Origin of the sequence: Streptomyces sp. NPDC001507, assembly GCF_042894765.1 — a bacterium.
In the GTDB taxonomy this organism is placed as follows: domain Bacteria; phylum Actinomycetota; class Actinomycetes; order Streptomycetales; family Streptomycetaceae; genus Streptomyces.
Genome location: NZ_JBIAVV010000001.1, coordinates 590,072 through 610,671, shown reverse-complemented (window position 1 = coordinate 610,671; position 20,600 = coordinate 590,072). Strand labels below are relative to the sequence as shown.

Annotated in this window: 18 protein-coding genes and 1 pseudogene; 12 read left to right on the top strand and 7 right to left on the bottom strand. The window is 75.0% G+C overall.

Annotation, left to right across the window (positions count from 1 at the left end; translation table 11 throughout):
* Positions 1-6 precede the first annotated feature (6 nt).
* The 5 genes and pseudogenes from ACFY0K_RS02860 to ACFY0K_RS02840 form a co-directional block, all read left to right on the top strand.
* Positions 7-882 (top strand): AAA family ATPase, encoded by an 876-nt coding sequence (locus tag ACFY0K_RS02860; RefSeq protein ID WP_390036087.1) that lies wholly within the window; start codon positions 7-9, stop codon positions 880-882.
* Positions 883-888: 6 nt separating this feature from the next.
* Entirely contained in the window at positions 889-2,088 is a 1,200-nt protein-coding gene (locus ACFY0K_RS02855) for a VWA domain-containing protein (protein ID WP_390638279.1), read from the top strand.
* Positions 2,081-3,187: an XdhC family protein gene (locus tag ACFY0K_RS02850; protein WP_390638843.1), complete on the top strand. Its 1,107-nt coding sequence runs from the start codon at positions 2,081-2,083 to the stop codon at positions 3,185-3,187. The genes ACFY0K_RS02855 and ACFY0K_RS02850 overlap by 8 nt, the downstream gene beginning before the upstream one ends.
* Positions 3,188-3,222: 35 nt before the next feature.
* The gene (locus tag ACFY0K_RS02845; protein WP_390638278.1) at positions 3,223-3,879 is read left to right on the top strand and encodes an SRPBCC family protein; all 657 of its coding nucleotides are present in this window, start codon (positions 3,223-3,225) and stop codon (positions 3,877-3,879) included.
* Positions 3,880-3,886: 7 nt separating this feature from the next.
* Positions 3,887-4,204: pseudogene (locus ACFY0K_RS02840) on the top strand (hypothetical protein); the annotation flags it as partial.
* Between the two features lie 40 nt (positions 4,205-4,244).
* Here ACFY0K_RS02840 and ACFY0K_RS02835 read toward each other — a convergent pair.
* Positions 4,245-4,745 (bottom strand): metallophosphoesterase family protein, encoded by a 501-nt coding sequence (locus ACFY0K_RS02835; protein WP_390638277.1) that lies wholly within the window; start codon positions 4,743-4,745, stop codon positions 4,245-4,247.
* 110 nt (positions 4,746-4,855) lie between these two features.
* On the opposite strand from ACFY0K_RS02835, the gene ACFY0K_RS02830 reads away from it, so the two are divergent.
* The 3 genes from ACFY0K_RS02830 to ACFY0K_RS02820 are packed head-to-tail and all read left to right on the top strand — an operon-like array spanning position 4,856 to position 7,307.
* Complete coding sequence (locus tag ACFY0K_RS02830) at positions 4,856-5,293, top strand: MarR family winged helix-turn-helix transcriptional regulator (RefSeq protein WP_390638276.1); 438 nt, start codon at positions 4,856-4,858, stop codon at positions 5,291-5,293.
* On the top strand, positions 5,290-6,714 hold the full coding sequence (locus ACFY0K_RS02825) for an MFS transporter (RefSeq protein WP_390638275.1): 1,425 nt from the start codon (positions 5,290-5,292) through the stop codon (positions 6,712-6,714). Before ACFY0K_RS02830 ends, ACFY0K_RS02825 begins: the two co-directional genes overlap by 4 nt.
* A gap of 8 nt (positions 6,715-6,722) precedes the next feature.
* Entirely contained in the window at positions 6,723-7,307 is a 585-nt protein-coding gene (locus tag ACFY0K_RS02820; protein ID WP_390638274.1) for a hydrolase, read from the top strand.
* Positions 7,308-7,436: 129 nt separating this feature from the next.
* Here ACFY0K_RS02820 and rfbD read toward each other — a convergent pair whose 3' ends face one another.
* The 5 genes from rfbD to ACFY0K_RS02795 all read right to left on the bottom strand — a co-directional run bounded on the left by rfbD (position 7,437) and on the right by ACFY0K_RS02795 (position 13,294).
* Positions 7,437-8,318: a dTDP-4-dehydrorhamnose reductase gene (gene rfbD / locus ACFY0K_RS02815; RefSeq protein ID WP_352362841.1), complete on the bottom strand. Its 882-nt coding sequence runs from the start codon at positions 8,316-8,318 to the stop codon at positions 7,437-7,439.
* On the bottom strand, positions 8,318-9,316 hold the full coding sequence (gene rfbB / locus ACFY0K_RS02810; protein ID WP_351955126.1) for a dTDP-glucose 4,6-dehydratase: 999 nt from the start codon (positions 9,314-9,316) through the stop codon (positions 8,318-8,320). Before rfbB ends, rfbD begins: the two co-directional genes overlap by 1 nt.
* Positions 9,313-10,380, bottom strand: a complete 1,068-nt coding sequence (locus ACFY0K_RS02805) for a glucose-1-phosphate thymidylyltransferase (protein ID WP_390638273.1) — start codon at positions 10,378-10,380, stop codon at positions 9,313-9,315. Before ACFY0K_RS02805 ends, rfbB begins: the two co-directional genes overlap by 4 nt.
* A 138-nt stretch (positions 10,381-10,518) precedes the next feature.
* Positions 10,519-10,794: a hypothetical protein gene (locus ACFY0K_RS02800; protein ID WP_390638272.1), complete on the bottom strand. Its 276-nt coding sequence runs from the start codon at positions 10,792-10,794 to the stop codon at positions 10,519-10,521.
* A gap of 52 nt (positions 10,795-10,846) precedes the next feature.
* Positions 10,847-13,294, bottom strand: a complete 2,448-nt coding sequence (locus ACFY0K_RS02795) for a SpoIIE family protein phosphatase (RefSeq protein ID WP_390638271.1) — start codon at positions 13,292-13,294, stop codon at positions 10,847-10,849.
* 197 nt (positions 13,295-13,491) lie between these two features.
* Here ACFY0K_RS02795 and lanKC point away from each other — a divergent pair, with 197 nt between their 5' ends.
* The 4 genes from lanKC (at position 13,492) to ACFY0K_RS02775 (ending at position 19,729) form a co-directional block, all read left to right on the top strand.
* The gene (gene lanKC / locus ACFY0K_RS02790) at positions 13,492-16,083 is read left to right on the top strand and encodes a class III lanthionine synthetase LanKC (RefSeq protein ID WP_390638270.1); all 2,592 of its coding nucleotides are present in this window, start codon (positions 13,492-13,494) and stop codon (positions 16,081-16,083) included.
* A 58-nt stretch (positions 16,084-16,141) separates the two neighbouring features.
* Positions 16,142-16,258, top strand: a complete 117-nt coding sequence (locus ACFY0K_RS02785; RefSeq protein WP_093506696.1) for a SapB/AmfS family lanthipeptide — start codon at positions 16,142-16,144, stop codon at positions 16,256-16,258.
* Between the two features lie 85 nt (positions 16,259-16,343).
* Complete coding sequence (locus ACFY0K_RS02780; protein ID WP_390638269.1) at positions 16,344-18,050, top strand: ABC transporter ATP-binding protein; 1,707 nt, start codon at positions 16,344-16,346, stop codon at positions 18,048-18,050.
* On the top strand, positions 18,047-19,729 hold the full coding sequence (locus tag ACFY0K_RS02775) for an ATP-binding cassette domain-containing protein (RefSeq protein ID WP_390638268.1): 1,683 nt from the start codon (positions 18,047-18,049) through the stop codon (positions 19,727-19,729). The genes ACFY0K_RS02780 and ACFY0K_RS02775 overlap by 4 nt, the downstream gene beginning before the upstream one ends.
* On the opposite strand, the gene ACFY0K_RS02770 is transcribed toward ACFY0K_RS02775, so the two are convergent.
* Positions 19,706-20,314 (bottom strand): LuxR C-terminal-related transcriptional regulator, encoded by a 609-nt coding sequence (locus ACFY0K_RS02770; protein ID WP_390638267.1) that lies wholly within the window; start codon positions 20,312-20,314, stop codon positions 19,706-19,708. The genes ACFY0K_RS02775 and ACFY0K_RS02770 overlap by 24 nt on opposite strands.
* Positions 20,315-20,600: the final 286 nt, after the last annotated feature.

Sequence of the window (20,600 nt, the reverse complement as noted above, 5' to 3'; positions counted from 1 at the left end):
CCCCCGATGGACGACCCGGAGCAGGTGGGGGGCCGCCTGGCGGAGACGGGGTACCTCGCCGACGAGGGGCTGGCCGTCACCTGCTTCCTGGCCCTCAGACTGCACCGGCCGCTGTTCTGCGAGGGTGACGCCGGCGTGGGGAAGACCGCGCTCGCCGCCGCCCTCGCGGAGGCGCTGGGCGCACCGCTGATCCGGCTGCAGTGCCACGAGGGCATCGACGCCTCCCAGGCCCTGTACGACTGGGACTTCCCGCGCCAGCTGCTGCATTTGCGGGCCGCCGAGGCGGCGGGCGTCCAGGACGCGGACCGGCTGGAGAGCGAGCTCTACGACCGGCGCTTCCTGATCGCCCGGCCCCTGCTGCTCGCCCTCCAGCAGCATCCCTCGGTGCTGCTGGTCGACGAGATCGACCGTGCCGACGACGAGTTCGAGGCGTTCCTCCTCGAGCTGCTGTCCGAGTACTCGGTCACGATCCCCGAACTGGGCACGCTTCGGGCCGAGGTGCCGCCGGTGGTGGTCCTGACCTCGAACCGGACCCGCGAGGTGCACGACGCGCTGAAGCGGCGGTGCCTCTACCACTGGTTCGACCATCCCTCCTTCGCCCGCGAACTGGCCATCGTGCGCAGCCGGTTGCCCCAGGTGTCGGCCCGGCTGGCCGAGCAGGTCACGGCCCTGGTGCAGGCGCTGCGCGGCGCGGACCTGGTCAAACCGCCGGGAGTGGCGGAGACACTGGACTGGGCGGAGGCGCTGGACGCTCTGGGGGCGAGCGAGGTGGACGCCGAACTGGCCGTGGCGACACTGGGTTCGGTGCTGAAGTACCGGGAGGACACGGAGCGGGCGCGCGGGCTCGATCTCTCGGCGGTCCTCGCGGCCAGGGGCGGGTGACCGGGCATGGGCGCGGCGCTGTCGAGGACGGCCGGGGTGGTGCCGGCGGATGCCGTACTGCTCGGCTTCGTACGGACGTTGCGGGCGGCGGGGGTGGACGCGAGCGCGGAGCGCGGGTACGCGTTCCTGCGCGCCGTGGCCGCCCTGCGGCCGGGAATGCGCCCGGACGTGTACTGGGCGGGACGGGCGACGCTCTGCGGCGGCCATGACGACCTGGAGCGGTACGACAGAGTGTTCGCCGCGTACTTCGGCCCGTCCGCCGCCCCCGCCCGGCAGCCGGTGCGCGCCGCTCCCCCGCCCCGGCTGCGGCTGGTCGCCCGCGAGACGGCCACGGCACCCCTGACCCGCGGTGACAGCGAGCCGTCGGGCCCGCCCACCGCCGTCCTCGCCAGCTCCGCGGAAGTGCTCCGGCACCGCGACGTCACCGAGCTGGATCCCGCGGAACGGGACCAACTACGGCGTCTGCTGGCCGCGTTCACCCTGGAGGGGCAGACCCGGCGCTCGGCGCGGCGCCGGCCGGCCCGGCGCGGGGAGGTCGATCCGCGCCGTACGGTGCGGGAGTTGCTGCGGCGCGGCGGGGAACCGGCCCTGCTGCGGCGGCACGCACGGGTGGCGCGGCCGCGCCGGGTGGTGCTGCTCGTCGACGTGAGCGGTTCGATGGGGCCGTACGCCGACGCGCTGCTGCGGTTCGCGCACGCGGCGGTGCGCGCGGGCCGCACCGAGGTGTTCACCGTCGGCACCCGGCTGACCCGCGTCACCCGCGAACTGTCCCACCGGGACCCCGACCTGGCGATGGCGGAGGTCGCAGCCGCGGTCCCCGACTGGCGCGGGGGCACCCGGCTCGGCGAGCTGCTGCGCGAGTTCCTCAACCGGTGGGGGCAGCGTGGCATGGCACGGGGCGCGATCGTCGTCCTGCTCTCGGACGGCTGGGAACGCGGCGACCCGGAGCTGCTCGGGCAGCAGATGCGCCGGCTGCACGCCCTGGCCCACCAGGTGGTCTGGGCGAACCCGCGCAAGGCACGGCCCGGTTACGCGCCGCTGGCGGCCGGGATGGCGGCGGCGCTGCCCAGCGTGGACGCCTTCGTGGCCGGGCACAGCCTGGCGGCGCTGGAGCGGCTCGCCGCCGTGGTGCGCGGGGCGCGGGCCGGTGGCGCGCCGAGGAGTGGACCGGGGAGTGGACCGGCGAAGGGAGCGGATGGTGCGTGAGATTCTGCCGACGCTGGCCGGCTGGCATGCGGCCGGGATCCCGTTCGGTCTCGCCACGGTGGTCGCGGTCAGCCGCAGCGCGCCGCGCGGGCCCGGTGCGGCCATGGCCGTGGGTCCTGACGACGAGGTGGTGGGCAGTGTGTCGGGCGGCTGTGTCGAAGGCGCCGTCTTCGAACTGGCCCAGGAGGTCGTCGCGAGCGGCGAGCCGTCGCTGCGGACCTTCGGCTACAGCGACGAGGACGCGTTCGCGGTCGGGCTGACCTGCGGCGGCGAGATCACCCTGCTGGTCCGGCCGGTGACCGCCGGCTCCGACCCGGCGTTCGGCGCGGTGGCCGCGTCGGTGGCCGCGGGCGAGCCGGTGACCGTGGCGACGGTGGTGGACGGGCCCGCACCGCAGGGCGCCACGCTCGCCGTCTGGCCGGACCGGACGGCCGGTGCCCTCGGCACGACCGGCCTCGACGTCGCCGTCACCGCCGACGCACGCGGCGAACTCGCCCTCGGCGCCTCCGTCCTGCGGCACTACGGCCCGCACGGCGAACGCCGCGAGGACGCGGTCACCGTGTTCCTCCAGTCGTTCGCGCCGCCGCCCCGGATGCTGGTCTTCGGTGCGATCGACTACGCGGCCGCGGTGGCCCGGATCGGCGACTTCCTCGGCTACCGGGTCACCGTCTGCGACGCCCGCCCGGTCTTCGCCACCCCGAAGCGTTTCCCGGCCGCCGTCGAGGTCGTCGTCGACTGGCCGCACCGCTACCTGAGCGGCACCGCCACCGACGACCGCACGGTGATCTGCGTCCTCACCCACGACCCGAAGTTCGACGTGCCGCTCCTCGAGGAGGCGCTGCGCCGGCCGGCCGCCTACATCGGGGCGATGGGCAGCCGCCGGACCCACGACGAACGGTGCGCCCGGCTGGCCGAGTCCGGTCTCACCGAGGCCGAACTGTCCCGGCTGCGCTCACCGCTCGGCCTCGACCTCGGCGCGCGTACCCCGGAGGAGGTCGCGGTGTCCGTCGCCGCCGAGATCGTCGCCCTGCGCTGGGGCGGCAGCGGCGCGCCGCTGGCCACGACCACCGGCGCCATCCACGCGTCCGCCGTGCACTGAGCGGCGGCCGCCAGGAGGAGCAGAAGGAGCGAGTCATGGAACTGCACCACGAGTTCAGCGTCCCCGTCCCGGTCGACGACGCCTGGCGCGCGCTCCTGGACATCGAACGGGTCGCGCCCTGCCTGCCGGGCGCGGTCGTGGAGGACTACGACGGCCGGACGGTGACCGGCTCGGTGAAGGTCAAGGTGGGCCCGGTCACCGTGACCTACCGGGGCACCGCGGTCTTCGAGGAGCAGGACGGGACGACCCACCGGATGGTGCTGACGGCGAGCGGCCGGGAGACCCGCGGGCAGGGCACGGCCAGGGCCACGGTCACCGGCACGCTCACCGAACGCGACGGCGGTACCGCGGTGTCGGTGCGCACCGACCTCACGGTGACCGGCCGCCCCGCGCAGTTCGGCCGCGGGGTGCTGTCGGAGGTCGGCGACCGGCTGGTGGGACAGTTCGCGGACTGCCTCGCGACCCGGCTGGCCGAACGGCCGCCCGGCCCCGGCGGCGAACCGGAACCGCTGGGCGAGGACGTCGAAAAGGCCGAACCGGCGGAGCCGCTCGACCTGCTGCGCACCGCCGGGGTACCGGTGGCCAAGCGGGCCGCCGCGGTGGCCGCCGTGCTCGCCGTGCTCGCGGCGGCGGCCGCCCGCCTGTGCCGGCGCCGGCGGCGGCCCGCCGGGCACCGCGCCCGGCACCGGTGACGTGTTCCGTCCGCCGAACCTCGTGCAGACGTTCACCCACGAGTCCGAGCACAGTTCGCTGAGCGACGCGGAGTACGCCGACTCGATCGCCGCGCTGGACCGTTGGGTGCGCACGGGCCGCAAGCCGACGCCGGGGACGATCGCGGGCTCGTGCGCCGCGTTCGACCGGATCTACGCCACGGGCTGCTTCTACGACCCGGACCTCCGTCCCGCCTCCTACGCCTCCCGCGCCCGGCCGCGGCCGGGCGGGCTGAGCTGGCCCGCCATGACGTCCGCGCAGGAGAAGCGGTGGAGCAGGATCGCCGGGGTCGGGATCGCCCCCTGACGAACCGCCCCCCTGACGGACCGCGCCCTGGCGGCCCCGCTCAGCGCGGCGGCAGCCGGTGCAGGGTCACCTCGGTGAGGGCGCCGTCGCCGACGGTCGCGGTGAGGTAGGTGCGGTGCGGCTGGCGGCGGCGGTCGGTCGGGGAGCCGGGGTTGAGCAGGCGCAGGCCGCCGGGGGCCGTGGTGTCCCAGGGGATGTGGCTGTGCCCGAAGACCAGGACGTCCAGGTCCGGGAAGCGGGCGGCACAGCGGGCCTCGCGGCCCTGGGCGGGGCCGGTCTCGTGGACCACCCCGAAGCGCAGGCCGCCCAGGTCGGCGCGGGCCACCTCGGGGAGCCGGGCGCGCAGGCCCGGGCCGTCGTTGTTGCCGTACACCCCGACGAGCCGGCGGCTGCGGCTCTCCAGCAGGTCGAGGGTGGCCTCGTCGACCCAGTCACCGGCGTGCAGGACGACGTCGGCGCGCGGGAGTTCGGCGAGGAGCCGGTCCGGGAGCCGCTTGGCGCGCAGCGGGAGGTGGGTGTCGGAGGTGATGAGCAGGCGCACCCGGCCAGGGTAGGCCAAGGGACCTCGCAGAGATCTTCAGCTCAAACTTAACAGTTCCAGCTGGGCAGTTTTGGCTGGACAGTTCCGGCTGACGGTTCTACGGTGGGCGCATGGCAGAGATCTCCGGCTCCGCGACCCGCGCGGCACGCGACCTGCGCGTGATGTTCAGCAGGATGCGCCGCCGTATCCGCGAGGTCGCCCAGGACGCCGACCTCACCCCCTCGCAGGAATCGGCCCTCACCCTGGTGTCGAAGCACGGCGCGGCCACGGCCAGCGCGCTGGCCTCCGCCGAAGGAGTGCGGCCGCAGTCGATGGCGGCCACCCTGGCCGCGCTCGACCAGCAGGGGCTGATCCGCCGCAGCCCCGACCCGACCGACGGCCGCCGCCAGCTGGTCACCCTGACCGAGGCCGGCCAGGCCCGTGTCGAGGGCAACCGGCAGGCGCGTGACGAATGGCTGGCCCGCGCCTTCCAGGACCGGTACACCGAGGACGAGCGCCGGACCCTGCTCACCGCGATCGAGCTGCTCGAACGGCTGTCCCGCCCGTGATACCGAGGCTCACCGCAGGAACCCGCAAGGACACCCGCCCGGCCCCCGCAGGATTCGACCGGCGGCTGATCGCGCCGATGGTCCTCGGGTCGGTTCTGAACCCGATCAACTCCTCGATGATCGCGGTGGCCCTGGTGCCGATCGGCATCGCCTTCGGGGCCCCGCCCGCCGAGACGGCCTGGCTGGTCACCGCGCTCTACCTCGCGACCGCCGTGGGTCAGCCGGTGATCGGCCGGCTCGTGGACATGTACGGGCCGCGGCGGCTCTACCTGGCCGGCACCGGCCTGGTGGGCGTCGCCGGGCTGATGGGCGCCCTCGCCCCCACGCTGGGCGTGCTGGTCGCGGCGCGGGTGCTGCTCGGCTTCGGTACCTCGGCGGCGTACCCGGCGGCCATGCGGCTGACCCGGAGCGAGGCCGAGCGCACCGGGCAGGACAGCCCTGCCGGAGTGCTGACCGCGCTCGCCGTGTCCGCCCAGACCGTGGCCGTGATCGGTCCGACGCTGGGCGGGATCCTGATCGGCGCCGGTGGCTGGCATCTGGTGTTCACCGTCAACGTGCCGCTCTCCGCGGCCTGCCTGGTGCTCGGCGTGAAGTGGCTGCCGAGGGCCCCGGCGGCCGGGCAGCGGCAGCGGCAGCGGCAGCGCATGGACCTGCCCGGGATGGCACTGTTCGCCGTCCTGCTGGTCTCGCTGATGCTGTTCCTGATGAGCCCCGGCCCCGGCCGCTGGTACCTGCCGGCGCTGACCGTGGCAGCGGCCGCCGTCTTCGCGGCCCGGGAGCTGCGGGTGCCCGACCCGTTCGTCGACCTGCGGGTCCTCGGCGGCAACGTCCCGCTCATCGTCACCTACGTGCGCCAGCTGCTCGCGTACACCACCTCGTACGCCTTCCTGTACGGCTACACGCAGTGGCTGGAGCAGGGCCGCGGGCTCAGCGCCTCCGCGGCCGGGCTCGCGCTGCTCCCGCTCTCGGCCGCCGCACTCGTCACCGCCACAGTCACCGGGCGCCGGGAGGCCGTCCGCGCCAAGCTGCTCATCGGCTCCCTGCTGCAGATCGCGGGCTGCGCGGCCCTGCTGCTCGTCGGCGCCGGCAGCCCGGTCTGGCTGCTGCTCGCGGTCGGCGCGCTGCTCGGCGTCCCGCAGGGCCTGCTCGGACTCGCCGCGCAGACCGCCCTGTACCGGCAGGCCGACCCGGAGCGGATCGGTTCGGCGGCCGGACTGCTGCGCACCTTCATGTACCTCGGCGCGCTGGGTGCCTCCGCCGCCACCGCGGCGTTCTACCCGCACCGCGCCGACACGGGCGGCCTGCACGGCCTGGCCCTGTTCATGCTCGCCGGCTCGGCACTGCTGCTGGCGATCACCCTGCCGGACCGCTCCCTGGCCCGGCTCACCCCCGAACCCCGTCAAGCCCCCCGAAAGGCCTGATCCACCCCATGTCTCTGAGCACCCTCGACCCGCGCACCGCCCTCGTCGTGATCGACCTCCAGCAGGGCATCGTGGGCATGCCCACGCAGCCGCACACCGGCGCCGAGGTGGTCGCCCGCACGGCGGAGCTCGCCGACGCCTTCCGCGCCCAGGGCCTGCCCGTCGTCCTGGTCCGGGTCTCCTTCGCCGCCGACTTCGCCGACGCCGTCCCGGGCCGCACCGAGCGCCAGGCCCGCGGCCTCGCCTTCCCGGCGGGCTGGGACGTCGTCGTCGACGAACTGTCCGGCCACGACGGCGACATCCTTGTCACCAAGCACAACTGGAGCGCCTTCCACGGCACCGACCTCGACGTCCAGCTGCGCCGCCGGGGCGTCACCCAGATCGTGCTGACCGGCATCGCCACCAGCATCGGCGTGGAGTCCACCGCCCGCGACGCCTACGCGCACGGCTACCACGTGACGCTCGCCACGGACGCCATGGCCGACGCCGACGGCGAGGCGCACACGGGCAGCGTCGAGCGGATCTTCCCCCGGCTCGGCGAGTCCGGCAGCACGGCCGAGGTCCTGGAACTGCTCGCCAAGACCCACGGCTGAGCCCGGCCGGCCGCCGGGGCGGGTTCCCACTGCCCCGCCGACGCCGCCCGATACGCCGCAGGGCGGCCGACGTGCTCGATGAGCCGTCGGCCGCCCTGCGGCGCGTTGCGGAGGTGTCCTGAGCGTCGCCTAGGCGGACATCTCCTTGCGGATGAGCGGCAGCCCCTCCGCCAGGGCCTGCCGCCAGTCCCGCAGCGGTTCCAGCCCGGCCTCGGCCCACCGGTCGTGCCCGAGGGCGCTGTAGGCGGGGCGGGGTGCCGGGCGGACGAACGCCTCGCTGGTGGTGGGGCGGACCCGCTCGGGGTCGGCGCCGAGCAGGCGGAACACCTCACGGGCCAGCTCGCACCAGGTGGCCGCGCCGGAGTTGGTGCCGTGGAAGACGCCGTGCGCGCCCTCGTCCCTGCCGAGGCGGGGGCCGAGGTCGGCGATCCGGGCGGCCAGGTCGGCGCTCCAGGTGGGCTGGCCGCGCTGGTCGTCGACGACGTCGAGGGTGTCCCGACGGGACTCCAGCTCGATCATCGTGCGCACGAAATTCTTCCCGTGCGTGCCGTACAGCCAGGCGGTGCGGACGACCGCGCTCGCGCCCGGGAGCTCCGCCAGGACGGCCCGCTCGCCCGCGAGCTTGGTGCGCCCGTAGGCGGTGCGCGGGGCGGTCGGGTGGTCCTCGGGATACGGGCTGGTGCGGGCCTCGCCGTCGAAGACGTAGTCCGTCGAGACGTGGACGAGGCGGGCGGCGTGCCGGGCAGCGGCGCGGGCCAGCAGGCGCGGGCCCTCACCGTTGATCAGCAGGGCCCGCTCCTCGTCGGTCTCGGCGTCGTCGACGGCGGTGTACGCGGCGCAGTTCACCACCAGGTCAGGCCGGTGCGCGGCGAGCGCCGAGGCCACCGAGTCGGCGCTGGTGATGTCGAGGTCGGCGCGGCCGAGGGCCACGACCTCCTCACCCCGGCGGGCGAGTTCCTCGGCCACGTCGTGGCCGAGCATGCCGCCCGCTCCGGCGACGAGCCACTTCATCAGTGCTTCTCCTGCTCCTTGCGGGACTCCAGGGCGGCGCGCTCCTTGAGCGGCTCCCACCAGTCCCGGTTGTCGCGGTACCAGGCGACGGTGTCGGCGAGGCCGGAGGTGAAGTCGTGCTTGGGGGTGTAGCCCAGCTCGTCGCGGATCTTGCTCCAGTCGACGGAGTAGCGCTGGTCGTGACCCTTGCGGTCGGCGACCCGGTCCACGCGGTCCCAGTCGGCGCCGCAGGCCTCGAGCAGCAGTCCGGTGAGTTCCTTGTTGCTGAGCTCGGTGCCGCCGCCGATGTTGTAGACCTCACCGGCCCGGCCGCCGGTGCGGACCAGGTCGATGCCCTGGCAGTGGTCCTCGACGTGCAGCCAGTCGCGGACGTTGCTGCCGTCGCCGTACAGGGGCACGTTCTTGCCGTCGAGGAGGTTGCTCACGAAGAGCGGGATGACCTTCTCGGGGAACTGGTGCGGCCCGTAGTTGTTGGAGCAGCGGGTGACGCGGACGTCCAGGCCGTGGGTGCGGTGGAAGGCCAGCGCAAGCAGGTCCGAGGAGGCCTTGGAGGCGGAGTACGGCGAGTTCGGCTGCAGCGGGTGGGTCTCGGGCCAGGAGCCGGTCTCGATGGAGCCGTAGACCTCGTCGGTGGAGACGTGCACGAACGGGCCGACGCCGTGGCGCAGCGCCGCGTCGAGCAGGGTCTGGGTGCCGACGACGTTGGTGCGGACGAACGCGCCGGCCCCGTCGATCGAGCGGTCGACGTGCGACTCGGCGGCGAAGTGCACCACCTGGTCGGCGTCGGCCATGAGCCTGTCGACCAGCTCGGCGTCGCAGATGTCGCCCTGGACGAAGGTCAGCCGGGGGTGCGACTCGGGCAGGTTCGTCAGGGTGCCCGCGTAGGTGAGCTTGTCCAGCACGGTGATGTGCGGCGCGTCAGGGGCGGTGTCGGCGAGCAGGCCGCGGACGTACGTGGAGCCGATGAAGCCGGCGGCGCCGGTGACGAGGAGATTCATGAACGGATCTGCACCTTGCTGTGGTCTCCGAGAACGAGGCGGTGGGCGCTGGGGGTGCCGGGTGCCGGGGTGACCTCGACATGCCGGCCGATCAGCGAGGACTCGATCCTGCCCACCCCGTCGATGGAGGAGTCCCGCAGCACTATGGAGAACTCCAGCTCACTCTGGGTGATCCGGCAGTTCTCGGCGACCGACGTGAAGGGGCCCACGTAGGAGTCGCCGACGACGGTCCCGGCGCCGATCACGACGGGGCCGACGATCCGGGAGTTGGTGACGCGCGCGCCGGCCTCGACGACCACGCGGCCGACGATCTGGCTGGCCTCGTCGACCTCGCCGTCGATGCGCGGCTCCTGGGACTCCAGGACGGTCCGGTTGACCTCCAGCATGTCGACGACGTTGCCGGTGTCCTTCCAGTAGCCCTTGATCACCGTGGAGCGCACGTCGGCGCGCTGGTCGATGAGGTGCTGGATGGCGTGGGTGATCTCCAGCTCGCCGCGCCAGGACGGCTTGATGGCGCGCACGGCGTCGTGGATGGCGGGCGTGAAGAGGTAGACGCCGACCAGGGCGAGGTCGCTCTTGGGCTCCTGCGGCTTCTCCTCCAGGCCGATGACCTGGCCGTCGGCGTCCAGCTCGGCGACGCCGAAGGCGCGCGGGTTGGGCACGTGGGTGAGGAGGATCTGGGCGTCGGGGCGGGTCTCGCGGAACTCGTCGACCAGTCCGCTGATGCCGCCGACGATGAAGTTGTCGCCGAGGTACATGACGAAGTCGTCGTCAGCGAGGAAGTCACGGGCGATCAGGACCGCGTGGGCCAGGCCCAGCGGCTGGTCCTGGGGGATGTAGGTGACGTCCAGGCCGAACTTCGACCCGTCACCGACCGCCTCCTCGATCTCGGCGGCGGTGTCGCCGACGATCATCCCGACCTCGGTGACGCCCGCGGCGGCCAGGGATTCGAGCCCGTAGAAGAGCACGGGTTTGTTCGCCACCGGTACGAGCTGTTTCGCCGATGTGTGGGTGATCGGCCGCAGCCGTGTGCCGGCACCGCCGGAGAGCACCAAAGCCTTCATTCGCTACACCTTATAGGTGAACATCTGGTTGAGACGTTCTTCTGTTTTCCTGACTGGTTACGACAGTATGGCCTTGGCGCGGACGTCATGTGACCACGAGGTGCCCCGGAACTGCGTCTCGTCCGTTTTTTCTGCTGGTCAGGAGCCTTCCGGCCAGGCCGCCGCGCGTTCCACCTCGGCCTCGATCTCGGCCCGGGACCGGCCCTCGTCGCGGGCGTACTCGTTCACCGCGGTCAGTTCGTCCCGGGCGAGGTCGCGCCAGGCGCGCAGGGCGGTCTCATAGGTCTGCGACTGGGCGCCGCCCGGCTGCTGACTGGCCGGTGGCCCGTAGGTGTCCCGCAGTTCCAGGACCTTTTCGTGGGCCGCGTCGGCCGCGCGGTGCTTCGCCACGAGTTCTTCGAAGGTGTGTGCCACGTCATGGACACTAAGGAGAGTCGGGCCGCGCCGCCTGTCGAGAGCGCGGGGGTCAGTCCGCCAGGACGAGATCCGCCCACACCTGCTTGCCGCCGCTGGCCGGTACGGTCCCCCAGGCGGTGGACACCGCCTCCACCAGGAGGATGCCGCGCCCGCCGGTGGCCTCCCAGCCGATGTTGGTGGGTTTCACCGGACTGCGCGGCGAGGCGTCGGCGACGGCGATCCGCAGCCGGTGGTCGACCAGGGTCAGGTCGAGCCGGACGGGTCCGTCGGTGTGGATCAGGGCGTTGGTGACCAGTTCGGAGACGACCAGCAGGGCCGCGTCCATGGCCTCGTCGGTCACGCCCCAGGAGCGCAGGGTGCGCCTGCTGAAGCGGCGGGCGTGCCGGGCCGCCTCGGGGACCCGCCACACCGTCCAGCTCTCCCGCAGCGGGCGGACGGCCATGCCGTCGTAGCGCATCAGCAGCAGGGCGACGTCGTCGGCGCGGTGGGCGTTGCCGAGCAGCACGTCGGCGACCAGACCCAGGTGGGCCGGGTCGGCGCCGGCGAGGTTGCGGGCGAAGCGCTCCATGCCCTCGTCGATGTCGGCGTCGGGGGACTCGACCAGGCCGTCGGTGGTGAGCGCGAGCACGGTGCCGGGGCGCAGGCTGAGCTGGGTCATCGGGAACTCGGCCCGGCCGAGCACGCCGAGCGGCGGGCCGCCCTCGGTCTCGGCGATCCGCGTGGTGCCGTCCGGCTGGCGCAGCACGGGCGGCAGGTGTCCGGCGCGCACGCACCAGGCGGTGCCGTCCTCCATGTCGACGTCGACGTAGCAGCAGGTGGCGAAGAGGTCGCTCTCCATGTCCAGGAGCAGCCGGTTGGCGTGCGAGACGACCACGTCGGGGGTGTGCCCCTCGGCGGCGTAGGCACGCAGCGCGGTGCGCATCTGGCCCATGAGGGCGGCGGCGCTCGCGTTGTGGCCCTGGACGTCGCCGATGACGAGGGCGACGTGGTTGTCGGTCAGCGGGATCACGTCGTACCAGTCGCCGCCGACCTCCAGGCCGCCCTCGGTGGTGGGCAGGTAGCGGGCGACGGCCTCGGCGCCGGGCAGCCGGGGCAGCCGGCGCGGCAGCAGGGCGCGCTGGAGCATCCCGACGAGTTCGTGCTCGGCGTCGAAGGCGTGGGCGCGCATCAGGGCCTCGCCCGCGAGGCCGGCGGAGGCGGTGAGCAGGGCGCGTTCGTCGGGGCCGAAGTCGTGCGGGGCGTCCCAGCCGATCAGGCAGGCCCCGGCCATCCGGCCGCCGGCGGGCAGCGGGAGGACGGCGAGGCCGCCGGGACCGACCTCGGCGAGTGCGGGTTCCAGGGCGGCCCGGGCGGGCCAGATCTGCGCGCGACCCTCGCGCAGGGCGGTGGCGAGGGTGGGCATGGACCGCACCGGGGCGTCGGGCCACTCGCTGCGCCACTCACTGCGCCACACCTCGGGCCAGGACTCGGCCTCGGGCGGGTCGAGAACGGTGACGACCAGGCGGTCGTTCTCCAGTTCGGCCAGGGCGATCCGGTCGGCCTTGAGCGGCCCGCGCAGCGCGTGGACGACGGCCTGGCCGACGTCCTTGACCGTGCGGGCGGTGGCCAGGGCGGCGGCGAGCTGCTGCACGCGGGTCACGTCGGTGACGTCCGAGCGGAGCGTGGAGGCGTCGGCGACGGTGCCGGCCAGCCGGGCCGGGTGCCCTTCGCCGCCGGGCACCAGCCGCCCGCGCAGCCGCAGCCACTTGGGCGGGCCCGAGGGCTGCAGGATGCGGAACTCCAGCTCGCGGTCGCCGATGGACATGTGGTCGGCCTCGACGACGGACATCAGGGCGGGCAGGTCCTCGGGCAGGGTGCGGCCCAGCAACGTCTCGACCTTGCCGTCGAACTCGTCGCGGCCCATCCGGAAGAGGTCGAGGATGCCGTCGCCGACCGCGATCCGGCCGGTGTCCATGGCGAGGCTGAAGGCGCCGGCGGGCAGTTCGCCGGTGTCGGTGGCCGTGGGGAGCGGGGCGGGCAGGGCGATCGTCCGGGCCACCAGGCCCAGGCAGGCGCGGTCCTCGGGGCCGAACCCGTCGTCGCGCTCGCTGACGGCGACGAGGAGCCCGGCGCCGCCGGGCAGCGGCAGGGTGCCCAGCCAGAACTCCGGTGACGGGGTCCGCCGCGCCTCGGGGCAGTCGGCCAGCTCGTCGGGGCCGAGCCAGACGGGCCGCCCGGTGGCGTACGCCTCGGCCGCCGGGGACCGCCCGATCGCCGGGTAGGCGTCGCGCAGCCCGTACAGGGTGCGGGGCAGGCCCGCCGACTCGGTGAGGCGCAGCACGGACCCGGCGTCGCCGGGTGTGTACACCCCGGCGAAGGCCGCGCCCGCGAACACCAGCGCCTGTTCGAGCACGCGACGGAGCCGATCGGGTGCGCCGGGTTCGCCAGTGAGCGTTTCGAGGGCGATTTCGGCGCGATCCGTTCTCGTTCCGCGTATCGCAGCACCCTCACTGACCACGCCGCCATTACAGCGCTTATGAGGCGTCTGCGCAGCCCCTGTGACCGTTCCGTGGAGGACGGGGGGCCCACGTGCTCGAAACCCACCGAACATGTCTTGACCCGTGCGTTCCGCACGGCGTTCTCGTGACAGACGTGACTGTCCGCGACCGTGCGATGCCTGGAAGTGTCGGGGCCGGCCCACGGAGGGGGACACGGATGGACGGACGGTACGAGGTGTACGCGCTGGCCGACCGGCACTTCTATGACACGCCGGACCGGCTCGGGAGCACCGGACCGCGGACGGGACGGCTGTTCGACACAGCGCGTCGCCCGGTGCCCGAGGGCTGGCGCGCGGCGCGCTCCGGGGACTGGCTGACCATGACCCCGCTCGGCGCGGACGGCGCGCCGCAGCCCTCGCCGGCCCAGGGCTGGAAGATCCACTCCTCGGCCACCCGCGCGAACGCGGAGCGGATCGCGGCGATCGTGTGGGACTACTGCGTACCGCGCCGCATCCCGTTCAAGTTCGTCCCGGGGCCGCATCTGCTGCACCTGCGCAACGCCAAGTACGCGGCCCGCGACACCAGCGGGAAGTTCGTCACGGTGTACCCGCCCGACGAGGACCGGCTCCAGGAGGTGCTGCGCGAACTGGGCGCGCTCCTGGAGGGCCTCGAGGGGCCGTACATCCTGACCGACCTGCGCTGGAACGACGGGCCGCTGTACGTCCGCTACGGCGCGTTCGCGCGCACGTACGTCGTCGACGAGCGCGGTGCGCTGGTGACGGCGGTGCGGGACGGGGCCGGCAGGCCGGTGCCGGACCGGCGGACGCCGGCCTTCCACGTGCCGGAGTGGGTGACGCTGCCCGAGTTCCTGCGGCCGCAGCTGGCGGCGCGGGAGGCCACCACGGTGGGCGAGCTGCCGTACCGGATCGAGAAGGCGCTGCACTTCTCCAACGGCGGCGGGGTGTACGCCGGGACCGACACCCGGGACGGGCGGCGGGTGGTGCTGAAGGAGGGGCGGCCGCACGCGGGGCTCGCTGCCGACGGCGCGGACGCCGTCACCCGGCTGGGCCGGGAGAAGGCGGCCCTGGAGGCGGTGGCCGGCACCGGGGTGGTGCCCGAGGTCCGGGACTGGTTCACCCTGGGCGAGCACCGGTTCCTGGTGATGGACCTCCTGGAGGGCCGACCGCTCAACGCCTTCTTCGCCGAACGGCATCCGCTGCTCACCGCGGACCCGGATCCCGGGGCGGTGCGTGACTACACGGCCTGGGCGCTGCGCATCCACCGGAAGGTGACGCAGGCCGTGGCGGCGGTGCACGCGCGCGGGATCGTCTTCAACGACCTGCACGTCTTCAACATCATGGTCGGCCCCGACGAGGAGTCCGTGTTCCTCATCGACTTCGAGGCGGCCGCCCCCGTCGGGGAGAACGGCCGTCAGGTGGTGGCCCATCCCGGCTTCTTCGCCCCGCCGGACCGCAGGGGCGCCGAGGTGGACCGGTACGCCCTGGCCTGTCTGCGGCTCGCGCTGTTCCTGCCCGTGACCTCGCTGTTCGTCGTGGACCGCGGCAAGGCGGCCCATCTCGCGGACGTGATCGCCGGTCAGTTCCCGGACGTGCCGCGGGAGTTCCTGGACGAGGCGGTCGCGGAGATCACCCGGGGCGCCCCGGCCGCGCGTCCGGTCGTACCGGCGGAGTGGCCGCACAGCAGGGACTCGATGGCCAAGGCGATCCTCGCCTCCGCGACCCCCGGGCGCGACGACCGGCTCTTCCCCGGCGACATCGCCCAGTTCGGGGACGGCGGCGGCCTCGGCCTCGCACACGGCGCGGCCGGGGTGCTGTACGCCCTGGACCGGGCGGGCGCCGGCCGGTACGAGGAGGGCGAGCGCTGGCTGCTCGACCGCACCGCGCCCCCGCCGCCCGGCACCCCGCTCGGGCTGTACGACGGTCTCGCCGGCGTCGCCCACGTCCTCGACCTGCTCGGCCACCGGCAACGCGCCCTGGACCTCGTGGACGGCGTCCTCCGGGAGAACTGGCGCAGCCTCTCCTCCGACCTGCACGGCGGGCTGGCCGGTCTGGGCCTGGTCCTGGACTCCCTCGCCGACGCGACCGGCGAGAGCGAGCTGCGCGAGCGGGCCGCCGAGGCCGCGGAGATCCTCCTGGGACGGCTCGCCGAACCGCTCCCGGACACGCCCCGGCGGCGGGCCGGGCTGCTGCGGGGTGCGACCGGGCCCGCGCTGTTCCTCTTGCGCCGCCACGAACGGACCGGCGACGCCGGCCTGCTGGCGGCGGCCGGGCGGGCGCTGCGCCGGGACCTGGACCGCTGTGCGGTGCAGCAGGGCGGCGGCCTGGAGGTCGACGAGGGCTGGCGCACGCTGCCGTATCTCGGCGACGGCAGCGCGGGGATCGGCATGGTGCTCGACGACTGGCTCGCCCACGGGACGGACGGCACCGGCGACTTCGAGCGCGCCCGGGCCGCGATCCGCACCGCCGCCACCTCGCGCTTCTACGCCCAGCCTGGCCTCTTCCAGGGCCGCGCGGGCATGATCCTGCACCTCGCCCGCACCGGCGCCGACCCGGACCGGCTCGCCGCGCAGGTCGAAGGACTCGGCTGGCTCGCGATGGCCTACCAGGGCCAACTCGCCTTCCCCGGTCACCAGATGATGCGGCTCTCCATGGACCTCGCCACCGGAACCGCCGGGTGCCTGCTGGCGCTCACGGCCGCCCTCGACGGCGACCGCGCCGCCCACCTGCCGTTCCTCCCGCCGCCACCGGCGGCCCCCAGAACGCGGCCGCGCGCTTCGGCGCGGTCGTGACACAACCCCGTCCCCGACAACACCCGGGGGGCCGCTCGGTCCCCGGAAAGGACACGCTATGGCACTGCTCGACCTGCAGACGATGGAGTCCGAGGAAGGTCACGACGGCGGCGGCGCCAGCACGGTGAGCCTGCTGTCGTGCGTCTCGGCGGCGAGCGTCCTGCTCTGTCTCTGACCGGCACCACGACACCGGCTCCGGGCGGCCCCCTCCTTCGGGAGGGGGTCCGTCCGGGGCCTTCGCCGATACGAGGGCTGCCGCGATGACCCGACCCCCGCACCGCGATCCGATGCGCACCGCCCTGCGCCACGCCGGGGCGCGCTGCGCCGCCCTGTGCCTGGCGAGTACGGCGGCCACGGCGGCGGGGCTGCTGCTGCCCGCGGTGCTGGGCCACGCCCTGGACCTGCTGCTGGCGGGCGCCCCGGCAACCGCGTGGGTGGCCCGCGCCGCCGGCCTGGTGCTGCTCCTTGCCCTGCTGGACGGCTGCGCGAGCGTGCTCGCCGGGACCGTCGACGCGCGGGCCACGGCCGGGCTGCGCAAGCGGGTCACCGGGCACGTGCTGGCGCTGGGCCCGCGCGCGGCGGCCCGGTTCGGCGCCGGGGACCTGGCCGCCCGGCTGGTCGGGAACGCCGCGCAGGCCGGGACCGGGCCCGCCGCCCTCGCCGCGCTCCTCGCGGCCCTCGCCGGTCCGGTCGGCGGGGTGGTCGCGCTCGGTCTCGTCGACCCGTGGCTCGCGGCCGTGTTCCTGGCCGGGGCTCCCGTACTCGCCCTGCTGTTGCGGGCGTTCACCCGGGACACCTCGGCGTGCGTGGCCGAGTACCAGCGCGCGCAGGGAAGGATCGCGACGGCGCTGGCGGAGGCGGTCGACGGCCACCGGACGATCGTGGCCGCCGGTCTCCAGGCCCGGGAGGCGGAGCGCGTGCTGCGCCCGCTGCCCGGTCTCGCCCGCGCCGGGCACCGCATGTGGCGGGTGCAGGGCCGGGCCGCCGCCCAGGCGGTCACCGTGGGCCCGCTGCTCCAGCTCGCGGTCGTGGCCATGGCCGGACTGCTGCTCGCCAGGCACCGGATCTCGGTCGGCGAGGTTCTCGCCGCCTCCCGCTACGCCGTCCTCGCGACGGGCGTCGGCGTGCTGGTCGGACAGCTCGCCGCCACCGCCCGGGCGCGCTCCTCCGCGAGCCGCCTCGCCGAGGTGCTGGCCCTTCCCGCACCGCCCCACGGCACCCGCCCGCTCCCGCCGGGCCCCGGCCGCCTTCAGCTGCGCGCGGTCACCGCCCGCCGGGGCGGCCGCACGGTACTGGACGGCGTCGACCTGGACGTCCCCGGCGGCACCGCCCTCGCCGTCGTCGGCCGTTCGGGCACCGGCAAGTCCCTGCTGGCCGAACTCGCGGGCCGGCTGGCCGATCCGGACGCCGGGGAGGTCCTGCTGGACGGCGTCCCGCTGCCCGCGCTCCGCCACGACGAGCTGCGCCGGGCCGTCACCTGCGCCTTCGCCCGCCCGGCCCTCCTCGGCGGGACCGTCGCGGACACCATCGCCCTCGGCCTCACCACCCCCTCCCCCGCCGAGATCCGCGCCGCCGCGGCCAAGGCACAGGCGGACACGTACATCCGCCGCCTCCCCGCCGGCTTCGCGACCCGGCTCACCGACGCCCCCCGCTCCGGCGGCGAGTCCCAGCGCCTCGGTCTGGCCCGCGCGTTCGCACACCCCGGCCGGCTGCTGATACTCGACGACGCCCTCTCCAGTCTCGACACCGTCACCGAACACCGCGTCGCCGCGGCCCTGCTGGCGCCCGGCCCGGGACCGACCCGGCTGATCGTCGCGCACCGCCCGTCGACCGCGGCCCGGGCCGACGCGGTGGCCTGGCTGGACGGCGGCCGGGTGCGGGCGGTGGGAACCCATGCGCGGCTGTGGCGGGACCCGGAGTACCGGGCGGTGTTCGGGGCACGCGCGGCGGAGGGCGCGGCCCGGTGACCGCCCCGCTGCTCCGGGCGGGCCGGGCCGTGCCGGTGCGCCTGGTGTGCTGGTCGCTGCTGGAGGCCGGGCAGACCTTTCTGCTCGGCTACGCCCTGGCCCGCGCGCTCGACGCCGGGTTCCTGGCCGGGGACCCGCGGACCGGGCTGTGGTGGCTGGCCGCGGCCGCGGGCGCGGTGGTGGCGGGGGCGTACGGGACCCGGCGGGTGTACGAAGTGGTAGCCGACCTCGTGGAGCCGGTGCGGGACCGGCTGGTGGCGGGGGTGGTCGCGCGCGGGGTGCGGGAGGCCGACCCGGGGGCGCTGTCCGGGCTGACCCAGCAGGCGGAGATCGCCCGGGACACCCTCGCCGGGCTGGTGCTGGTGTCCCGGTCGTTCGTGTTCACGGCCGCCGGCGCGCTCACCGGGCTGTGCGCCCTGGCACCGCCGCTGCTGCTCGTGGTGCTGCCCCCGCTGGTCGCCGGGCTGGCCCTGTTCGCGGCGACGCTGCGCCCGCTGGCCCGCCGTCAGGAGGCCTTCCTGACCGCCGACGAGGCGCTCGCGGCGGAACTGGGCGAAGTGGGCCCGGGGTTGCGGGACGTCACCGCGGCGGGAGCCGAGGAACAGGTCGCCGCGCAGACCGGGCGGCGGGTGGACGCCGAGTTCCGGGCCGCCCGGGCGCTGGCCCGCTGGAGCGTCGTGCGGGTGGCGGCGCTCGCGGTCGGCGGCCAGCTGCCCCCGGTGCTGCTGCTCGCCGCCGCGCCCTGGCTGCTCGCCCACGGCGTGACCGCGGGCGCCCTGGTCGGCGCGCTCGCCTACGTCACGCAGTCCCTGCTGCCCGCCCTGCAGAACCTGGTGCACGGCCTGGGCACCGGCGGGACCCGCTTCACGGTCGTCCTGCGCAGGCTCCGCCCGCCCCCGGATCCCGGCCCGTCCCCGACGCCGGCCGCGGAGGTGACCCCCGGCGCCCCCGCTCTCTCGTTCTCCGCCGTCACCTTCGCCTACGGCCCGGCGAGCACCCCCGTCCTCGACGGGCTCGACCTCGTCGTCCCGTGCGGCGGTCACCTCGCCGTCGTGGGCCCGAGCGGGATCGGCAAGTCGACGCTGACCGCGGTGGCCGCCGGGCTGCTGCACCCGGCGCACGGCGCGGTCCGGGTGTGCGGCCATCCCGTGCCGGGGGTGCGGGCGGCCGCCCTGCGGGTGCTGATCCCGCAGGAGGCGTACGTCTGCACGGGCACCCTCGCCGAGAACCTGGGGCTGCTGCGCCCGGACCCCGTCCCGGGTCCTGAACTGCTGGCCGCGGCCGAGACGGTCGGGCTCACGCCGCTCCTGGACCGGCTGGGCGGTCCGGACGCCCCGGTGCGGCCGGCGGCGCTGTCCGCGGGTGAGCGGCAGCTGATCGCGCTCACCCGTGCCTACCTCTCCCCCGCCCCGCTCGCCCTTCTCGACGAGGCGACCTGCCACCTCGACGCGGAGGCCGAGGCCCGCGCCGAGACGGCGTTCGCCACCCGGCCCGGCGGCACGCTGGTGGTCGTCGCGCACCGCATCGACTCGGCCCGCCGGGCCCGGCGGATCCTGGTGATGGACGGCCCCCGCACGGCCTACGGCACCCACGAGGACCTGCTGCGGACCTGCGCCCTCTACCGGGAACTGGTGGCGCCCGGCGAGACCGCCGGGTCACAGCCACCCCTCGCCCTGTGAGATCCGGATCGCGTCGACGCGGTTGCGGGCCCCGGTCTTGCGGGTGATCGCCGCCATGTAGTTGCGTACGGTCCCGTGCGACAGGTGCAGGCTGCCGGCGATCTCCGCGATGGACGCCCCGCCGGCCGCCAGTTCCAGCACGCTCAGTTCCCGTCTGGTGAGCGGGATCTCGGCCGCCCGCAGGAAGCCGAAGCCCAGCGAGTCGTCGACGAAACGTTCCCCCTCGGCGGCGCGCCGGATCGCCTGCACCAGCCGTTCCGGCGCGCCCGCCTTGTCGACGTAGCCGAGCGCCCCCGCCTCGGCCGCCCGCTTCAGCAGTCCCGGCCTGTTCGCGCCGGCAAGCACCACGAGCCGCGGCGCGGGCGCACCGGGCTCGGCCGGGCGCAGGTCGGCCAGCGACGGCACGCCGTGGGTGCCGGAACTGTCGAGGTCCGCCGCGCACACGTCGGGCCGCACCGCCCGGACCCGCCCCCACGCGCCGTGCCACGGCGTGTCGTCCACGCTCAGCCCTGGTTCCCGGCGTAACCACTCCGCCAGGACCGATCTCACCAGACACACGTCGTGCACCAGAAGTACCCGGATCACCGCCGCCCCCTCAACCAGACATCCGTCGGTTCTTCCGTTCAAGGTGTGGAACGCGTGCCCCATTGTTGGCGCCGTCCACCTTGCGTGGGCGCGAAGATCCGGCCATCAGGGTGCGCGGGGGCGCACGCCCGGCGCTCGTACCCCGCCCCGCGCTTCGGCTGCCGGGGAATGTGCCGGGGCGAACGGGGTAGCCCGGGCCGGCCCGGTGCGGGGGCCCGCGCGGCTCTCGCCGTGCGCCGGTCGCCGCCACGAGGGAGCCTTGATCCCGAGGACGCGACGCGCGGCC

Excerpts from the sequence above, each read along its gene's own strand:
- ACFY0K_RS02860 (WP_390036087.1), top strand. The coding sequence starts at position 7 with ATGGACGACCCGGAGCAGGTGGGGGGCCGCCTGGCGGAGACGGGGTAC.
- ACFY0K_RS02855 (WP_390638279.1), top strand. The coding sequence starts at position 889 with ATGGGCGCGGCGCTGTCGAGGACGGCCGGGGTGGTGCCGGCGGATGCC.
- ACFY0K_RS02845 (WP_390638278.1), top strand. The coding sequence starts at position 3,223 with ATGGAACTGCACCACGAGTTCAGCGTCCCCGTCCCGGTCGACGACGCC.
- ACFY0K_RS02830 (WP_390638276.1), top strand. The coding sequence starts at position 4,856 with ATGGCAGAGATCTCCGGCTCCGCGACCCGCGCGGCACGCGACCTGCGC.
- ACFY0K_RS02820 (WP_390638274.1), top strand. The coding sequence starts at position 6,723 with ATGTCTCTGAGCACCCTCGACCCGCGCACCGCCCTCGTCGTGATCGAC.
- rfbD (WP_352362841.1), bottom strand. The coding sequence starts at position 8,318 with ATGAAGTGGCTCGTCGCCGGAGCGGGCGGCATGCTCGGCCACGACGTG.
- rfbB (WP_351955126.1), bottom strand. The coding sequence starts at position 9,316 with ATGAATCTCCTCGTCACCGGCGCCGCCGGCTTCATCGGCTCCACGTAC.
- ACFY0K_RS02805 (WP_390638273.1), bottom strand. The coding sequence starts at position 10,380 with ATGAAGGCTTTGGTGCTCTCCGGCGGTGCCGGCACACGGCTGCGGCCG.
- lanKC (WP_390638270.1), top strand. The coding sequence starts at position 13,492 with ATGGACGGACGGTACGAGGTGTACGCGCTGGCCGACCGGCACTTCTAT.
- ACFY0K_RS02785 (WP_093506696.1), top strand. The coding sequence starts at position 16,142 with ATGGCACTGCTCGACCTGCAGACGATGGAGTCCGAGGAAGGTCACGAC.
- ACFY0K_RS02780 (WP_390638269.1), top strand. The coding sequence starts at position 16,344 with ATGACCCGACCCCCGCACCGCGATCCGATGCGCACCGCCCTGCGCCAC.